This window comes from Brachybacterium timonense, assembly GCF_900258505.1.
Taxonomy (GTDB): Bacteria; Actinomycetota; Actinomycetes; order Actinomycetales; family Dermabacteraceae; genus Brachybacterium; species Brachybacterium timonense.
On record NZ_LT984895.1, the window covers coordinates 737,035 to 754,209 of the forward strand.

Annotated in this window: 15 protein-coding genes and 1 tRNA gene; 8 read left to right on the forward strand and 8 right to left on the reverse strand. The window is 67.5% G+C overall.

The annotated features are described in order from the left end of the window. Positions 1–2: 2 nt before the first annotated feature. From C8271_RS03135 to C8271_RS03160, 6 genes are all read right to left on the reverse strand, one after another. A complete protein-coding gene (locus C8271_RS03135; protein WP_106506077.1) occupies positions 3–1,454 on the reverse strand; it encodes an FAD-dependent oxidoreductase in 1,452 nt (483 codons plus the stop codon). Positions 1,455–1,594: 140 nt separating this feature from the next. Further along, the gene (locus C8271_RS03140; RefSeq protein ID WP_106506078.1) at positions 1,595–2,506 is read right to left on the reverse strand and encodes a formate/nitrite transporter family protein; all 912 of its coding nucleotides are present in this window, start codon (positions 2,504–2,506) and stop codon (positions 1,595–1,597) included. Positions 2,507–2,690: 184 nt separating this feature from the next. Further along, positions 2,691–3,695 carry a transglutaminase family protein gene (locus C8271_RS03145; protein ID WP_106506079.1) on the reverse strand — a complete coding sequence of 335 codons (1,005 nt, stop codon included), beginning with the start codon at positions 3,693–3,695 and terminating at the stop codon, positions 2,691–2,693. Next, on the reverse strand, positions 3,688–4,986 hold the full coding sequence (locus C8271_RS03150) for a circularly permuted type 2 ATP-grasp protein (protein WP_245920819.1): 1,299 nt from the start codon (positions 4,984–4,986) through the stop codon (positions 3,688–3,690). The genes C8271_RS03145 and C8271_RS03150 overlap by 8 nt, the downstream gene beginning before the upstream one ends. 69 nt (positions 4,987–5,055) lie before the next feature. After that, the gene (locus C8271_RS03155) at positions 5,056–5,733 is read right to left on the reverse strand and encodes an AIM24 family protein (RefSeq protein WP_106506080.1); all 678 of its coding nucleotides are present in this window, start codon (positions 5,731–5,733) and stop codon (positions 5,056–5,058) included. Positions 5,734–5,871: 138 nt separating this feature from the next. After that, positions 5,872–6,096 carry a heavy-metal-associated domain-containing protein gene (locus tag C8271_RS03160; protein WP_106506081.1) on the reverse strand — a complete coding sequence of 75 codons (225 nt, stop codon included), beginning with the start codon at positions 6,094–6,096 and terminating at the stop codon, positions 5,872–5,874. Between the two features lie 165 nt (positions 6,097–6,261). Between C8271_RS03160 and C8271_RS03165 the strand changes: the two genes are divergently transcribed. The 3 genes from C8271_RS03165 to C8271_RS03175 all read left to right on the forward strand — a co-directional run bounded on the left by C8271_RS03165 (position 6,262) and on the right by C8271_RS03175 (position 9,349). Continuing rightward, complete coding sequence (locus C8271_RS03165; protein ID WP_245920821.1) at positions 6,262–8,226, forward strand: serine/threonine-protein kinase; 1,965 nt, start codon at positions 6,262–6,264, stop codon at positions 8,224–8,226. A gap of 68 nt (positions 8,227–8,294) precedes the next feature. After that, positions 8,295–9,176: a DsbA family protein gene (locus C8271_RS03170; protein ID WP_106506083.1), complete on the forward strand. Its 882-nt coding sequence runs from the start codon at positions 8,295–8,297 to the stop codon at positions 9,174–9,176. 100 nt (positions 9,177–9,276) lie between these two features. Beyond that, positions 9,277–9,349: transfer RNA gene (locus tag C8271_RS03175), tRNA-Thr, on the forward strand. A gap of 68 nt (positions 9,350–9,417) precedes the next feature. Here C8271_RS03175 and treS read toward each other — a convergent pair. Then, positions 9,418–11,199: a maltose alpha-D-glucosyltransferase gene (gene treS / locus C8271_RS03180; RefSeq protein ID WP_106506084.1), complete on the reverse strand. Its 1,782-nt coding sequence runs from the start codon at positions 11,197–11,199 to the stop codon at positions 9,418–9,420. Positions 11,200–11,334: 135 nt separating this feature from the next. On the opposite strand from treS, the gene C8271_RS03185 reads away from it, so the two are divergent. Beyond that, a complete protein-coding gene (locus tag C8271_RS03185) occupies positions 11,335–12,675 on the forward strand; it encodes a TrkH family potassium uptake protein (RefSeq protein WP_245920823.1) in 1,341 nt (446 codons plus the stop codon). 1 nt (position 12,676) lies between these two features. Then, the gene (locus C8271_RS03190) at positions 12,677–13,393 is read left to right on the forward strand and encodes a potassium channel family protein (protein ID WP_106506085.1); all 717 of its coding nucleotides are present in this window, start codon (positions 12,677–12,679) and stop codon (positions 13,391–13,393) included. 37 nt (positions 13,394–13,430) lie between these two features. Here the strand turns inward: C8271_RS03190 and C8271_RS03195 are convergent, their stop codons facing one another. Then, positions 13,431–14,108 (reverse strand): uracil-DNA glycosylase, encoded by a 678-nt coding sequence (locus C8271_RS03195; protein WP_106506086.1) that lies wholly within the window; start codon positions 14,106–14,108, stop codon positions 13,431–13,433. A gap of 184 nt (positions 14,109–14,292) precedes the next feature. Here C8271_RS03195 and C8271_RS03200 point away from each other — a divergent pair, with 184 nt between their 5' ends. The 3 genes from C8271_RS03200 (at position 14,293) to groL (ending at position 17,167) form a co-directional block, all read left to right on the forward strand. Further along, complete coding sequence (locus tag C8271_RS03200) at positions 14,293–14,538, forward strand: DUF3263 domain-containing protein (protein ID WP_106506087.1); 246 nt, start codon at positions 14,293–14,295, stop codon at positions 14,536–14,538. Positions 14,539–14,597: 59 nt separating this feature from the next. Continuing rightward, the gene (locus C8271_RS03205; protein ID WP_106507844.1) at positions 14,598–15,221 is read left to right on the forward strand and encodes a LytR C-terminal domain-containing protein; all 624 of its coding nucleotides are present in this window, start codon (positions 14,598–14,600) and stop codon (positions 15,219–15,221) included. A 308-nt stretch (positions 15,222–15,529) separates the two neighbouring features. Beyond that, on the forward strand, positions 15,530–17,167 hold the full coding sequence (groL, locus tag C8271_RS03210; RefSeq protein WP_106506088.1) for a chaperonin GroEL: 1,638 nt from the start codon (positions 15,530–15,532) through the stop codon (positions 17,165–17,167). Positions 17,168–17,175 lie beyond the last annotated feature (8 nt).

A 17,175-nucleotide genomic window follows, 5' to 3' on the forward strand; every position in this document is an offset into this window, starting at 1 on the left:
GCTCAGCGCCCCATGCCCTCCCGGCTGATGCGCACCATCTCCTCACGGTCCACGACCTTCACGCGGGCACGCGGTTCACCGTCGGCGTCCCGGCTGGCAGCGCCTAGCGCCTTCTCGTGCTCATCCAGTGCCATCCAGCCGTCCCACGTCGTGTACTCCACGCCGCGCTCGTCCAGCAAACGCAGGATCGCATCGGGATCTCGCTCGGCTGCGGTCGGCACACGGTCCTCGCGCAGGTCCTCCAGCAGCGAGGTGATGGTTTCCAGCGCGTCGGACTTCGTCGCGCCGATCAGGCCGACGGGCCCGCGCTTGATCCATCCGTTCGTGTACAGGCCCGGCTGCACCGCACCGGCGGCGTCCACCACACGCCCGGCCTCATTGAGGATCACCCCGCGCTCAGGGTCATAGGGCACCTCGGGCAGCTCCGAGCCGAAGTAACCGACGGCGCGGTACACGGCCTGCAGCGGGTAGTCGACCATCTCGCCGGTGCCCACCAGGGCGCCATCCTCGTCCAGTCGGGTGCGCTCGAACCGCATGCCCGTGACACGGCCGTCCTCGCCGAGCACCTCGACCGGGCGATGCCAGAAGTGCAGGTGCAGACGGCGCCGCACCGCCCCGCCATGCGCATCGACGGGTTCCGCACCAGAAGCCTCCCGCTCCTTCTGCTGCTCGAGCCAGCCAACGAAAGTCTGCACCACCTGATCGGTGCGTTTATCGGCGTGGATCGCCTCCCACTCCGCATCGGTGACCTGCTCGAGGTCGCGGGGGTCCATGACGATCTGCACGCCGTGTGGATGGGCCAGCTCACGTGTCTCCAGCGGGCTGAACTTCACCTGTGCCGGGCCGCGGCGGCCGAACACGTGCACGTCGGTGGTCTGTGCAGCTTCGAGCCCCTCGTGCACGGTGGCGGGAATCTCGGTGCGCAGCAACTCATCGGCGCCCTTGGACAGCATGCGCGCGACATCGAGAGCTACATTTCCGTTACCGATCACCGCGACGTCACGGGCGCTGAGGTCCCAGCTGCGCGGATAGTCCGGGTTGCCGTCGTACCAGGCGACGAAATCGGCGGCACCGAAGGAGCCATCCAGGTCGATGCCCGGGATGGGGAGATCGGCATCCTTCAGAGCGCCGGTGGCGAAGACGATTGCGTCATAGTGGGCGCGCAGGTCATCCAGGGTGAGGTCGGTGCCGAACTCGACATCACCCAGGAAGCGGATGTCGCCGCGGCCCAGGATGCGGTGTAGGGCCGTGATGATGCCCTTGATACGCGGATGGTCGGGGGCGACGCCGTAACGGATCAGCCCAAAGGGCGCGGGGAATCGATCAAAGATGTCAGCCTGCACCTGCAGCTCACCGCCCTTGACGGGGGCGGAGCGCATGAGAGTCTCCGCGGCATACACCCCGGCAGGACCGGAGCCGATAACGGCTAGGCGAAGGGGCTGGGAGGAGGACATCTCACCTCAGTCTCGTGGCGCAGAGCGCCGGGTCGAGCGCCGACTGCGCGACGCAGGGATTTCCGCACCACTCTATACGCGAAAATCGCGGCCGGGATGCGTCGTTGCGCACCCCGGCCGCGATCGCACAGGCGTGGGTCTCAGGCGGTCTTGCGCTCTGAGCGCAGGTAGCAGGCCCAGAAGTAGACGCCGACGAAGACAGCGCCGCCGACGATGTTGCCGAGGATCACGGGAACGAGGTTGTTCCCCAGCACGGCCAGGGGAGTCAGGGCGTCGTAGTCCGCCTGGGTGACGCCCGCATCGGCGAGCACCTGACCGCTCCAGAACGTGTCCCCAGCGAAGTACTTCACCAGCAGACCCATCGGCAGCATGAACATGTTGGCCACCGAGTGCTCGAAGCCGGCGGCCACGAACAGCGAAATCGGGCCGACCACGGCGATGACCTTGTCAACCACGGTCTTGCCACCGAGGCCCACCCAGACCGCGAGACACACCGCGAAGTTCGCGAGAATGCCCAGGAAGAAGGCCTGGTGCCAGTCGTAGCTCACCTTGGCCAGGGACACATCGAGCACGATCTTGCCCCAAGCGCTCTTGTTGGTGGCGTGGGTGCCAGCCAGGAACACGAGCACGGCCACGAGCACGGAGCCGATGAAGTTACCGCTGATGGACCCGGCCCAGTGCTTGAGCATCTGGCCCACGGAGATGCGCTTGGTCAGCAACGGGACCACGGTCATCGTGGTGCCGGTGAACAGGTCGGAGCCGGAGATCAGCACGAGCCCGAGGCCCACGGAGAAGGTGACACCGCCCAGGATCTTCGCGATACCGGTGGGCCACTCGCCGGCCATGCCCTGCTGGGACGTGACCATGTAGATGAAGCCGAGGGCGATGAAGGCGCCGCCGGTCAGGGACAGCAGGAACATCTTGCCGAAAGGCATCGTGGCCTTGGCGTACATGCCGTCGTCGAGGGCCTTGGCGAGGCCCGCCGGCGCGGGGAGGGCAGTGGCCGGGGCTGCGGGGGCCGGTGCGGGTGCGCCCTGGGGAGACGAGGTCATTGCTCATCCTTCTACGTTGGAAAGGGAATGCTGGCTGCACGTTCGGCGACCCCGCGCGGGGCGCGGGACGTCGAGGCCGCTGACGGCCCAGGGGAGGCACTGCGGATGCGCACGGTGCGCCGAGCCCCGAAGGCCGACTGCCAGGGTACGCCCAGCCCTGTCCGAAGGCGCCTGGTTCTTCTGGTTAACACCGATTCGGGACCGAGTCGTGACCCTCGCCTGCGGCCGGCACCACGCTCACGCGGACGTGCAGCCCGTCAGTAGCCCCTGGCGGCCCCACCACGATGCCCGTCAGCGGTGCCACGTCGGAGTAGTCGCGACCCCAGGCAGTGGTGACGAAGCGTTCATCGACCACGGCGCGGTTGGTCGGATCGATGTCGACCCACCCGGTGCCCGGCACCAGGACCGAGAGCCAGGCGTGGGACGCGGCCGAGCCGATCAGTTCCCCCGCTGGGGTCGTGGCCAGTGCACTGGGAGATTCGGGTGCGGGTGCTGAGGCGGTGCGCAGATATCCGGAGACATACCGGGCGGCGAGCCCCATGCTGCGTACCACGGCGATGCCCACATGGGCGAAGTCCTGGCAGACGCCACGGCGACTGGCCAGCACCTCCTCCAGGGTCGAGGCGACCGTGGTGGCACCGGAGTCGTAGGTGAACTCGTCGTGGATCAGCGCTGTGAGCGTTGAGAGAGCGTCGCCGATGGGGCGCTCCGGATCGAACACGTCGCGGGCGATCTCCTGCACGGCACTGCTGATCCGCACGCGTGGGGACTCTCCCGTGAAGTCGTGGCTCGCCCCGGGCACCAGCGGACCCCAGTGGGGCGGTGTGCAGCGCTCCCACGGTTGTGCGATGGCATCGGGGGCGTAGATCGGTGCCGTGACCTGCACGAGGGCACGCGAATGAAGGTCGAGGTGCTCGTGAGACTCCTCCACCAGCAGGTAGGTCGAGGAGTTCCCGTAGAAGTCGGTGTGGGTGCTCAGGCGCGTGGGCTGGGGAGAGACGGTGACGTCGTGGGAGAGGACACGTTGGAACGCGGTGGTGCGCGGCTCCACATGCGCGCGCCCATAGTTGCGTGTGACCGCTGTGCGATACCGGTACGCGGTCAGGTGGTGGACGCGGTAGGTGACCGAGGCGGCGGTGTCGGCGCCTCGGTCACCTGTCGGCACACAGGGTGGCAGCTGCTCAGACATCCTCGATCCCCCAGGGTGGGGTGCGCTCGCCGGGCCGGAGGTACCTGTTCTCCAGGGCGAGTGTCGCCCCCGGGGCGGAGCCGACGGTCGAGTCGTCGATCGCCGGATCGTCGGCGATGCCGCTGTGCTCAGGCTGGAGCACCCAGATGTCCTTCATCGCCTCGGGCGCGGCGTCCAGAGTCGTCGCGATCCCACCGGACAGCACGCTGAACCCGTCGGCCGTGGCGACCATCAGGAGCCTCAGGGCCAGTGGGCGTTGCACGAGCTCATCGCCGCCGCTGGGGTCCAGGCAGCAGGACGTCGCGATGCGATCGAGGTCGCTGAGATCCGCGCTGCGCAGGTGGAGGTCCTCGTGCAGCAACTCCCGGCACAGATCCGGCAGGGCCTCGCGCAGCGCCGGATTCTCCAACAGACCGGCGCCTATGGGGTTGACGACGGCGATGTCGCCGGTGCGGGCAGCCTCCACCAGTCCCACGACACCGCCGATCGGTGAGGGGCCCAGGTCCAGAGGGTCTAGATGGGCCGACGGGACCAGGCGCAGCAGCGTATCCACGGCATCACCCGTGTCGATCTCGCCACCGGGCGCGCGCAGCACCACGGCGCCGCCGGTGGTCTGCAGGTCACTGCAGACGACGGTGGGGGCTCCCAGGAGGGTTGCGAACCGGTGATGGTCGAAGGCGAGCATCGGGTCAGCGTCATCGGTGATCACGACGACGCGGCCAGCGCGTTCCGCGCGGACAGCGCGCCGGTGCAGCTCCGTGCGTACGGCATCGAAGAACGGACACAGGTGACGCACGGCGGTGGAACGGTAGAGCTCCGGCGCACTGCGGGAGAGGACGCGTCTGATTTCCAGGGTGAGACCTGCGCCCTGCGGCACCTCGATGTCGTCGGCGATGACGCGCCACGCGCCGTCCGTGTCCTGTACGACGCGCACGCCGAGCATGAACAACCGATGGCCGCCTGGAGCGGGCAGGCCGATCGCGGGACGCAGGTAGGCAGGGTCGCGCAGCAGCTCGGCAGTGGGAGCCACGGTGTTGTCCAGCAGGGCGCGCGGGCCATACAGGTCCGCGAACACGGCGTCGAGCAACCGAGCTCGCTGGATGAGTCCGGCAGTGAGGTCATCCCACTGCGCAGCGGTGAGGACCGCGGGAACAGGGTCCACCTGCGCTGGCGCAGGCGCGGAGACGTCGGCCGCAAACATGGTTGAGGCGTCGCGTGCGGCGCGGAGCAGGCACGCCGGACCCATGGCGTCGAGCTGGTCGACGAGGGTTCTCGGCGCGGTGTTACTCACGCGGTCATCGTAGGTCGTGGCCGCCGGAAGGAACCCTCCGGCGGCCACGTTTACCTACCGTGGGTGTGCTCAGGAGCCCTGGATGACAGGCGGGCCCTCGGAGGGCTGCACCACCACGAAGCCGGGGCCGTGGAAGGCCAGCTGGAAGGACTCTCCCGAACCGCGGCCGATCAGGGAACCCATCTTGAAGTCATTCTTGATCTGCGGCTGCAGATTCGCCGACCAGCACACGGCGGCCTGCGGGTCCACGTAGGTGGGCTGACGCGAGCAGTCCAGCAGCATCGGCGGGCCGTCGGAGGTCAGAGCCACCATGCCCTGGCCCTGAAGGAACAGGTTGAACAGACCACCCGCCATGAAACCGGCGCCGCCCAGGGAGCGGATATCCCATTGGATGGTGGAGTCGAACGCCAGCATGGAGCGGGTATTGAGGGTGATGGCATCGCCCTCGAGCTGGATCAGGAAGATCTCGTCGGCGTGACGGGCGAAGAAGACCTCGCCCTGGCCGCGCACCCGCATCATGTTGGCGCCCTCGCCCGTGGCCATCTTCTTCAGCAGCTTCATGCCGCCGCCGGACCCCTGGTACGAGAAGTCCATCTGACCCTGGTACGCCACCATCGCGCCGGCAGCGGAGACAATCTCCGGTGCCTGTGGGTTCAGGACGCAACGCAGCATCTTCGATGACTGCAACGCCCAGCGATCGGTGGTCTGGCGCTCCTGATTGCCCGCGTCGAACAACGTGCTGCGCATCTTTCCCCCTAGCGTCGCTGCGGATCCGGCACCGATGCGGTGCCTTTCTGCTCCGGTGCGGCGCCCCGATAGCGCCGCTGCCGGATAGTCTCACACACGCGGATGACGGGGCACAGATGACGGGGAAGCGCGGCGCGGTCAGCCGCGGCCGACGAGCTGGTACTCCCCGGCCTCCTCCAGCGCTTCGCGCACCTCGTCGTCGCTGAGCTCGCGGTCAGCTGTGACAGTGAGGGTGGATTCTCCGCCCGCGACGAGGTCGACGGTCGCCTCCGTGACGCCGTCGAGGGCGCTGACCTCTTCGCTGACAGCCTTCACGCAGTGTTCGCAGGTCAGTCCGGACAGGACATAGGTACTCGTGCTCATGGTGTTCTCCCATCTGCTGCTCAGAGTTTCTGTGCGCGGCCCGACTCCGGAGCTCGGGTCCGCGCCGCGAACTCCTGCACCATATACCCCTGGAGGGTATGAGTCGAGAGGGGTTCGCCGAGAGGTGGACACACCGGGATGCGCCCGCCTCGTAGCATGGCGGCCATGGTCCAGGAGCAGACACCGGCGCGTCGGCGCACCGATCCGCGCCTGCTGACCCTGGAACAGGACTCCGGCTACCGCATTCACGGCCGGATCGGTTCGGGCGGCATGGGCATCGTGTACCGCGCGCAGGACGCCGACGGGCGTGATGTGGCGATCAAACTGCTGCGCCATGAGATCGCCGATGATCCACGTGCTCGTGACCGGCTCGCTCGTGAGGTCGCGGCACAGTCGAAGGTTCGCTCCGACTCGATCGTCCGGATCGTCGACGCCGAGCTCGAGTCCCCGGACGCCTTCGTGGTGACCGAATACGTGCCCGGACCGACCCTCGACGAGGCCGTGCGGACCGTCGGCGCGCTGCATCCCGAGGTTGTGCGCGAGATCGCTGCGGTGCTGGGTGAGGCCCTGCAGCGCATCCACGACTCCGGGGTTGTCCACCGCGATCTCAAACCCTCCAACATTTTGCTGCGCGGCGCCCGCCTTGAAGATCTCACGGGCTTCGATCCCGACGGTGACCGGCTCGATCCGGTGATCATCGACTTCGGGATCGCGATTGCCGCCGAGGAATCGCGGCTGACATCCACCGGTCTTGTCATGGGCACTGCCGCCTATCTCGATCCGGAAGTTGTGCGCACGAACCACACCGGTGCTGCAGGGGACTGGTGGGCGCTCGCCGCGCTTCTCGCCTTCGCCGCCACCGGCCGGGAGCCCTTCGGGTCGGGCCGAGCCGACATCGTGTTCCTGCGTGCAGAGCGCGGCGACCTCGATGTGGACGGCCTCCCGACGCAGCTCGCCGCCTGGCTGCGCGCGGCGCTGCAGGCTGAGCCGTCGAAACGCCCGGAGCCGCGCGCCTGGATGACGCGGCTGGCCACACTGGATCTCGAGGAGTACGACGATCCGGGGCCCACCGAAATGCTGCCAGCCGCGGATGGCCGCGATACCGGGCACCTGGCCGCATCCGACACGGCCGATGGGGAGGATGCGACCGAGGTGATCCCTCGGATCGACGACAGCACGCAGGCGCTACCCGTCGTACCGACGCCGAACGAACCGTCGCCAGCTGATCCGCCGACCGAGATCCTCGACGCGGTGCGGGATCCGACGATGCCACTGCCCGTGGTGCGTGACGCCCCACCGCTGCAGAATCCACCCCAGGCGCCCCAGGTGCCCCTGGAGCGAAGAGGTGACGTTCAGCAGCGCCCGTACGCCCCGACGTCCTTCCCGCCACAGCATCCTGTGCAGCGCCCACCACAGGCTCCGCCCCTGACTTCGCAGCAGCATCCCTACGCGCCTGCCCGGCCAGCCCAGCCCATGCCCGCGGGCATGGTGGGGCCCATGCCGCCGCACGGCGCCTGGCCCACCCCGATGCCACCTCCGCCGCGTCGTCCGTTCCTGATCTGGATGGGGCACGTGCTGCTGATCGCCCTCGGGGCCGTGGCCCCGTACATCGCGCTCACGCTGGTTCTCCTGCTCGGTGCACTCGCCCGCACCTGGGAGCGCAGCCACCGCTCGATCGTCCAGCATCGGCTGCGCGGTGGCACGGGAGCGGGTCCGCTGTGGACCAGTGGCATGGCGGCTCCGTTCCGCTTCCTGCTGGGCCTGTTCGAGACAGTGGGCCAGGCGATCATTCCGCTGATGCTCGGCCTCCTGATCGGTATCGCCGTCGATGCTGGCTGGATGCTCTGGAGCGGGTCCCCGCCTGCTGACGGCGTCGCCTTTGCCATTGCCATCGGTGTCACCGTGCTCGTGACCTGGGTGGGACTCGGCTCGGCTACGACGCGCCGCGGGGCGCATCGCATGGTCGACGCTGCGGCGCCTGACCGGATTTGGGGACTCGTCGTCGGGGTGCTGCTCGTGCTGTTGATCGGTGCCGTGGTCGCCACGATTCTCGCCCGGGATGGCATGGTGGATTACTTCCCGTTCCCTGCACTACCCCGGCTCGAGGACATTGCCTTCTGGCGACGGTGAGGTAATGCGGCCGCTAGACTTCCCCGCGACCCCGAGCCGAGCACAGCCCTGAAGGCGCAGGAGGAACCATGGCATCGACCCCGTCGTCCGGGCCGTCCAAAAAGCGCGCAGCCGCGAAGGATACGTCGGCGGCCACGGCACAGGAGCGTCGTGCTGCACAGCGCGAGCGGATCCGGAAGGAGCGCGAAGCGGAGCTGCGCCGCCAGCGCAACGTCCGCACCATCGTGATCGCCGCTGTGACCGTGGTGGCGCTCGTGCTCGTTGGCGGCCTGGGCTACGCGATCTGGACCCAGCTGCGCCCCGCTGGCCCCGCCACCGCGCCGAGCAATGTGGCATCGGGTCAGGCCTACCTCTCCTACGGTGCCCCCGCCGATTCCGGTAAGCCCGTGGTGGAGATCCACCTGGACTTCATGTGCCCGTTCTGTGGCGAATTCGACAAGGCGAATGCCGAGGACATCTCGACGATGATCGAGAACCAGGAGGCGCAGATCCGGATGGTTCCGCGCCGCTTCCTGGATGCGCAGTCCACCACCGGCGACTACTCGACACGGGCCGCGAACGCCTACGTGTGCATGTACGAGCAGGACCCGAAGGCTTCCCTCTCCTTCCAGCAGCTGCTGTTCGAGAATCAGCCGGAGGAGGGCTCTGCCGGGCTCAGCGATGAGCAGATCCGCGGCTTCGCCGAGCAGGTGGGCGCCACGGAAGAGACTCTGTCCTGCCTGGAGAAGCAGACCTACCGTCCCTGGGTGCGTCAGGTCGTCGAGCCGTACGCGGCGGAGAAGAAGCAGGGTACGCCCTACGTCGAGATTGACGGCACGAAGGAGAGCGTTGATCGTTTCAAGACGCCGGGCGCGCTGCGTTCCGCGGTGCTCGAAGCAGGCGGGGCTGCGCCATCCGACGCAGGCGGAGCCTCTGACGCGGGCGGTGCCTCTGACGGCGGACAGGGCTGAGACGCGAGAATTAGCCAGGAATGAGCATTCGGGTCGACGACTCGGGTAGTCTCACGTGGTCCGGGCTTCAGTACCCGGATCGGCGGCCTCGTGCCGCCTCGCTGGAGTGGCGCAATTGGTAGCGCACCTGTCTTGTAAACAGGTGGTTGCGGGTTCGAGTCCCGTCTCCAGCTCTGCGTCCGACGCTGGGTGGCCCCACCCCACAGGACGATGGCCTCATCGACTCGATGGTGCCGCCGCCTCAGGCCTCGTCGGTCACCACGGGGATGGCCGTCGTGGTGGTCATCGGCTCGCCGTCCTCCGAGAGAGGGCGCACCTTCAGCCAGTAAAAGCCGTGACCTGCCAGTGTGAGAGTCAGCTCGCCGTCGTCATCGATCGCGGGGAATTCGTGACCGCCGAACACGTCACGCACGGTGCGTCGGGCGAGGCCGCCCAGATCCAGGCTCGCGGTGACGGGCCGCCCCGAGAGGTTGAACACGCACAGCAACGTCTCGGCATGCGCCTGCGCTGCCTCCCCGTGTTCGGCGCCGTCGTATGTACGGGTGAAGGCGAGCACGCGATCCGTGTCTGCCGGGATGTTCCGGTAGGCGCCCAGACCGAAGGCATCGTGCTGGCGGCGCACCGCGAGAATCCAGCGCACGAAATGCAGTAGGGAGCCGGAGTGGGCCATGTGTGCTTCGACGTTCGTGGTCGAGTAGTGGTAGACGAGCGACTGGATCACCGGCAGGTACAGCTTCCCCGGATCGGTGATCTCGCTGAACCCGGCGTTGCGGTCCGGCGTCCACTGCATCGGGGTGCGCACGGCGTCGCGGTCCTCGAGCCAGATGTTGTCGCCCATTCCGATCTCATCGCCGTAATACAGGAACGGTGAACCCGGCAGGGACAGCAGCAGCGCATGAATGAGTTCGAGCTCGGCGCGGGAGTTATCCAGCAGGGGAGCCAGGCGCCGACGGATGCCGACGTTCGCGCGCATCCGCGAATCCGGTGCGTACCAGCCGAGCATGGCGGAGCGGTCCTCCGGGGTGACCATCTCGAGCGTCAGCTCGTCGTGATTGCGCAGGAACGTGCCCCATTGAGCGCCACGCGGGATCTCCGGGGTATCCGCGAGGATGTCGATGATCTGGTGTGCGCTGCCCTCGCGCAGCGCATAGAAGATCCGCGGCATGACGGGGAAGTGGAAGCACATGTGACATTCGGGGGCGTCCTCGGTGCCGAAATACTCCACAACGTCACGGGGCCACTGGTTGGCCTCGGCAATGATCACGCGTCCGGGCCAGTTTTCGTCCACGTAGGCGCGCAGATGCTGCAGGAACTCGTGGGTGGCTGGCAGGTTCTCGCCGTTCGTGCCCTCTTCCTCGTACAGGTACGGGATGGCGTCGGCGCGGAACCCGTCGATGCCCTTGTCCAGCCAGAACTTCACCACCTCGAACATGGCGTCGTGCACGGCGGGGTTGTCGAAGTTCAGATCCGGCTGATGGGAGAAGAAGCGGTGCCAGAAGAACTGGCGGCGCACCGGGTCGAACGTCCAGTTCGACTCCTCGGTGTCCACGAAGATGATCCGGGCGTCGGGGTATTTGTCGTCGGTGTCGGACCAGACGTAGAAGTCGCCGTAGGGCCCGTCCGGATCGGATCGGGACTCGAGGAACCAGGGATGCTTGTCCGAGGTGTGGTTCATCGGCAGGTCGATGATCACGCGGATGCCGCGCTGGTGTGCTTCGGAGACGAGCCGTTCGAAATCGGTGATCGATCCGAACTCTGGCAGCACCGCCTCGTAATCGGAGATGTCGTAGCCGCCGTCGCGCAATGGGGACGCGAAGAACGGCGGCAGCCACAGGCAGTCGATGCCCAACCACTGCAGGTAGTCGAGGCGTTCGATGAGACCTGTGAAATCGCCGGTGCCGTCGCCGTTGCCATCGGCGAAAGCACGCACGAGCACTTCGTAGAAAACGGCCTTGCGATACCAGTGTGGGTCGTAATCGACGCCTGGACCCTGCAGGGCGAACTGTCCGCTGTTCAGGGGCATGTGGGACTCCGTCCGTGCGTGGCCTGGGCGTTCGCGCGCGCCCATGAACGCCACCACAGTAGTGCAGACGGCGCCGAGTGGTGACCCTGATCGCAGAGCATTCACGCGCCCCGCGGTAGGGGTAGGCTCCCCGCCGTGAAGCGTCCCCGCCGCACTTATAGCGGTGCTGATTCGGCGCGTCGGATCGCCCTCGCGGTGGCCGGCGTGCTGCTGGTGGGCACCATGGCGCTGCTCGCACCCGGCTCCTGGACAACGCACCGCCCGTCAGTGGTGGATGCCCTGTTCACTGCGGTTTCCGCACTGTGCGTAACGGGCCTGGCCGTTGTGGATACGCCGAGTGCCTGGACCGTCCAAGGGCAGGTCGTGATCGCGGTGCTGATCCAGATCGGCGGCACCGGCGTGATGACGCTTGCAACGCTGCTAGCGATGATGGCGGCGCACCGATTGGGATTGCGCCGCCGCATGGCGGCGAGCACCGAGACACGTGGCGGCCTCGCCGAGACGGCAGCGGTGGTGCGGGGCATCATCCTCACCAGTGCGGTGGTGGAGACACTCGTGGCGCTGATGCTTTTCGCACGGCTGCGTCTGCACTACGGGATGGGCACTGCGGAGGCAGCGGGCACAGCCGTGTTCCACGCGGTCTCCTCGTTCAACAACGCTGGCTTCGCGCTGTTCCAGGGCAATCTCACCGAAGTGCAGACCGACGCGTTCATCCTGCTGCCGCTGGCTGCGGCAGTGATTGTGGGCGGTCTAGGGTTTCCGGTGCTGGCGGAGCTGCGTAAACGCTATCGGGCACCGGCGCGCTGGTCGCTGACGACGAAAATGGTGCTTGCGGGCACGCCCGCTTTACTGGTGGGCGGTGCTGCGACCACGCTGCTGCTCGAGCATGCGAATCCGGGCACGCTCGGGCCACTGGGCTGGCCCCACAAGGTATTGAATGCCTTCTTCCACGCCACTGTTTCTCGCACGGCCGGTTTCAACGCGGTGGACGTCGGCGCCATGCATCCGGAAACCTGGCTGTTCACGGACCTGATGATGGTGGTGGGTGGCGGGCCTGCGGGCACCGCCGGCGGGCTGAAAATCACGACGGTTTTCGTGCTGCTTGCCGTGGTGCGCTCCGAGCTGCGAGGCGACCCGTACGTGCTCGTGTTCGGTAAACGCCTCTCGCGCGCTCAGCATCGAGAAGTGATCACCATCGTGGTGCTCATGGTCGGTGCGATCATCGTCGCGACCGTGGCGATCATGCTGCTGGAGAGCGCGAGCTTGGACCGCGTGCTGCTGGAGACCACCTCGGCGATCTCCACCACCGGCCTGTCCACAGGCATCACGTCTGGCCTGAGTGATGCATCGAAGCTAGTGCTGTGCACACTGATGTTCACGGGCCGCGTGGGGCCCATGACCCTGGGTACGGCGTTGGCGCTTCGGCGCCGGCCGCTGCTGTTCGAACCGGCGAAGGAGAGAGCCCTCATTGGCTGACATGACACGACCGTCGGGCCACGCGCCCTGGCGTCTTCGAGCCCGTTCCCGCCCCGACGAGGCACTGGTGCGCGGTGCTGCCGTTCTGGGGCTGGGCCGTTTCGGCTCAGCGCTCGCAACCGAGCTGGAACGCCTGGGTGTGGAAGTGCTGGGGATCGACGCCGACGAGGACACCGTCCAGCGTCATGACCCGTTGCTCACCGCAGCTGTGCGCGCGGACGTCTCCCGCGCCGAGGTGTTGGACCAGCTCGGGGTCACGCAGGCCGACCGGGTGGTGGTGGCCGTGGGCGGGCGTCTCGAGACGAGTGTGCTGGCCTGTTCGCATCTGTTGCGCGCGGGGGTTGAAGACCTGTGGGCGAAAGCGGAGTCCGCGGAGCACGCGCAGATCCTTGAGCAGCTCGGGGTGCGGCACGTGATCATGACCCAGCGTGCGATGGGTGTGCGCATCGCACACCGCTTGGTGGATCGCGCGGAGGACTGGGTGGATTACGGGCATGGCCTGCAGATGGGCCGCTTCGCGGTGCCGGTGCGGATGCTGCATCAGACTGTGGCTGCCTCCCGCGTTACCGAAGAGTGGGCGTTGCGCGTCATCGCCCGCCGCAGCGGCGATGCGCCGTGGGAGTACGTGACGGCGCAGACGGTGCTGCAGCCGGGCGATGAGTTGATCGTGGCCGGCTCCGCGGAGGAACTGGCCGCTTTTGGACGGCTTGACAGTTGATCCGATCGTGCGTGGGGCGTGGCGTCGTGGCGCACAGTCAGCGCTCGATGCGCCAGTCGATCGGCGGTGCTCCCTGTTCCTGAAGCAGTGCATCGGCCTGACTGAAGGGCCGCGACCCGAAGAAGCCGCGCGAGGCCGACAGCGGGCTTGGATGCGCGCTTGCGATCACTGGCACGGAGCCGAGCAGCGGTGTGAGGGACTGCGCGTCGCGGCCCCACAGGATCGCGACGAGTGGCCCGCCGCGAGCAGCGAGGGTGCGTACGGCAAGCTCCGTGACCTCCTCCCAGCCGCGCCGACGGTGCGATCCCGGTGCTCCCGGGCGGACGCTCAGCACCCGGTTCATCAGCATCACGCCCTGCTCCTGCCAGGCGGTGAGGTCGCCGTGGGATGCCGGGGGAATGCCCAGGTCTGCTTCGAGCTCGGCGTAGATGTTCGCCAAGGAGCGTGGCAGTGGGTGCACGTGCCGTTCGACCGCGAAGCTCAGGCCGATGGGATGCCCCGGGGTGGGGTAGGGATCCTGGCCGACGATCAGCACACGCACCTGCGCGAGCGGTCGCGTGAACACGCGTAGCACCTGGTCACCGGCGGGCAGGTAGCCAGCACCACTGTGTGCCTCCTCGCGCAGGAACGAGCCGAGTTCGTGGATGCGGCTCTCGACCGGGGCGAGCGCTTCCGCCCAGTCCGGGGCGATCAGGTCAGCGAGCGGTGCGGGCATAGGGGCAGTCTTCCACGGGTCCGGTCTGGCAGCGATCCACGGCGCTGGCAATGCTCCATAGTGTCGGCCGGGCAGTATCCCGCGGACGAGGTGGGCCGTTCTCTACCAGGCCAGCCGGTGGCAGTGAGGCGAGCCGTCGGCGCGGCGCCGACGGATCGGCGGCGCGTGAGCCTAGAGTCGATCTATGCCCGCTGATGACCCGACCTCGTTGAGTGACCTGGAACGCCGCATCCTGGAACTCGAGGCCCGGCCATTCCGTCACCTGGGCGTGAAGGAGCGGCGAATTCGTGAGGAGCTGGGGCTTTCCCCGGTGAGCTATCACGTACGGCTGAACCGCTTGCTTGATGACCCGGCCGCCCTCGCCGCAGCGCCTGCTGTGGTGAACAGGTTGCGTGCCCGCCGCGTCTCGGCCGAGGACCGCGTGGCCTGATCCGCACCCGCGGGCGTGTGCTGACCGTCTGGCTGCATCGCGCCTTGTTTAATGGGGCCGTGGCTGATTCCTCGTATCCTTTCGAGCCGGACCGCTTCGATGAGGAGGCAGATGCTGTCTCCTTCCATGGCGCTCACCGCGCCGAGGAGCCGTTCTGGCGGCAGAACCTGATCTACATCGTCATCATCGCTGCAGCGTTCATCACGCTGCTCGTGTTGCTGTTCCTGATCGGCGGCATGGGCAAGGGCGGCGACGGCGACGATCGGGCCGCGGACCCCACCGGCGAGCAGAGTCAGAGCGCGTCGCCGGAGCCCTCCGAGGAGGAGCCCACCGACGAGGCACCCGCAGAGCCGGATCGCTCCGTGCAGGTCGAGGTGATCAATGCCGCCGGCATCAACAAGCTCGCCGGCGCCTGGCGCGACACCCTGAAGGAGTCGGGCTGGCAGGACGTCACGGTCTCCACCGCCGACAACCGGCAGGAGCAGGCCGTCGTGTACTACCGCGACGAGGCCGATAAGGCCACCGCGCAGGCGCTCGCGGATGAGGTCGGCGCTGGGGAAGCTGTGCAGAGCGACGAGTACGACTCGCCGATCACCTTCCTTGCCGTGCAGCGTCCCGGTGAGCAGGGCGGCGACAACGGTGGCGATGGCGGCGAGGACAACGGCGAGGACCAGGACGGCTGAGCCTCCTTCTGAGCCTCCTTCTCTGCGCCGTCGGCGGAATTGACCCGTCGGCCCCTCCGGGAGTTAGCACTCTCCCCGGCAGAGTGCTTATGATGATCTGGCACTCGGGGTTCGAGAGTGACAGCCCAGCGGGTCTGCCGCACACGTACCCTGGATGCCTGATCGAGCGGCGAGAAGCGCCGCTGCGACCATGAACATTCCGGCCCCGTGAGGGACCCGTCGGCGTGGGACAGGAACACGTCGGCGCGCCCCGTCCGTCGCGGGCACTGGGTCGGGTGGACACCACACCACACGGGAGAGATTCCACAATGGCCAAGCTCATCTCTTACGACGAGGAGGCGCGGCGCGGACTCGAGCGGGGTATGAACCAGCTCGCCGACGCCGTGAAGGTCACCCTCGGCCCCAAGGGCCGCAACGTTGTGCTCGAGAAGTCCTGGGGCGCTCCGACGATCACCAATGACGGCGTCTCGATCGCCAAGGAGATCGAACTCGACGATCCGTACGAGAAGATCGGCGCGGAGCTCGTCAAGGAGGTCGCCAAGAAGACCGACGACATCGCGGGCGACGGCACCACCACCGCCACCGTCCTGGCTCAGGCCCTCGTGAAGGAGGGTCTGCGCAACGTCGCCGCAGGCGCCAACCCGATCGCGCTCAAGCGCGGCATCGACAAGGCCGTGGCGAAGGTCGCTGAGACCCTCCTCGCTCAGGCGAAGGAGATCGAGACCAAGGACCAGATCGCCAACACCGCTGCTATCTCCGCGGCCGACCCGGCCATCGGCGAGCTCATCGCCGAGGCGCTGGACAAGGTCGGCAAGGAGGGTGTGATCACGGTCGAGGAGTCCAACACCATGGGCCTCGAGCTGGAGCTCACCGAGGGCATGCGGTTCGACAAGGGCTTCATCTCGCCCTACTTCGTGACCGACGCTGAGCGTCAGGAGACGGTCCTCGAGGATCCGTACATCCTGCTCATGAACTCGAAGATCTCCTCGGTCAAGGACCTGCTGCCGCTGCTGGAGAAGGTCATCCAGTCCGGCAAGCCGCTCGCCATCATCTCCGAGGACGTCGAGGGTGAGGCTCTCGCGGTGCTTGTGGTGAACAAGCTGCGTGGCTCCTTCAAGTCCGTGGCCGTGAAGGCCCCCGGCTTCGGTGACCGCCGCAAGGCGATGCTCGAGGACATGGCCATCCTCACCGGTGGCCAGGTCATCTCCGAGGAGGTCGGCCTCAAGCTGGAGACCGCCGGTCTCGAGCTGCTGGGCCAGGCCCGCAAGGTCGTCGTCACCAAGGACGAGACCACCATCGTTGAGGGCGCGGGCGACGCCGACCGCATCGCTGGTCGCGTCAAGCAGATCCGCACCGAGATCGAGAACTCGGACTCGGACTACGACCGCGAGAAGCTGCAGGAGCGCCTCGCGAAGCTCGCCGGCGGCGTGGCCGTCATCAAGGCTGGTGCCGCTACCGAGGTGGAGCTCAAGGAGCGCAAGCACCGCATCGAGGACGCGGTGCGCAACGCGAAGGCCGCTGTGGAGGAGGGGGTCGTCGCCGGTGGTGGCGTGGCCCTGCTGCAGGCCGGCAAGGACACCTTCAGCACCCTCTCCCTCGAGGACGACGAGGCCACCGGTGCCAACATCGTGAAGGTCGCCATCGAGGCTCCGCTCAAGCAGATCGCTGTCAACGCTGGCCTCGAGGGTGGCGTCGTGGCGGAGAAGGTGAAGTCCCTGCCTGTGGGCCAGGGCCTGAACGCTGCCACCGGCGAGTACGAGGACCTGCTGGCCGCCGGCATCATCGACCCGGTGAAGGTTACCCGTTCCGCGCTGCAGAACGCCGCGTCCATCGCTGGCCTGTTCCTCACCACCGAGGCCGTCGTGGCCGACAAGCCGGAGCCGAAGGCCCCGGCCGCAGGTGGCGACGACATGGGCGGCATGGGAGGCATGGGCGGCATGATGTGATCCGCCAC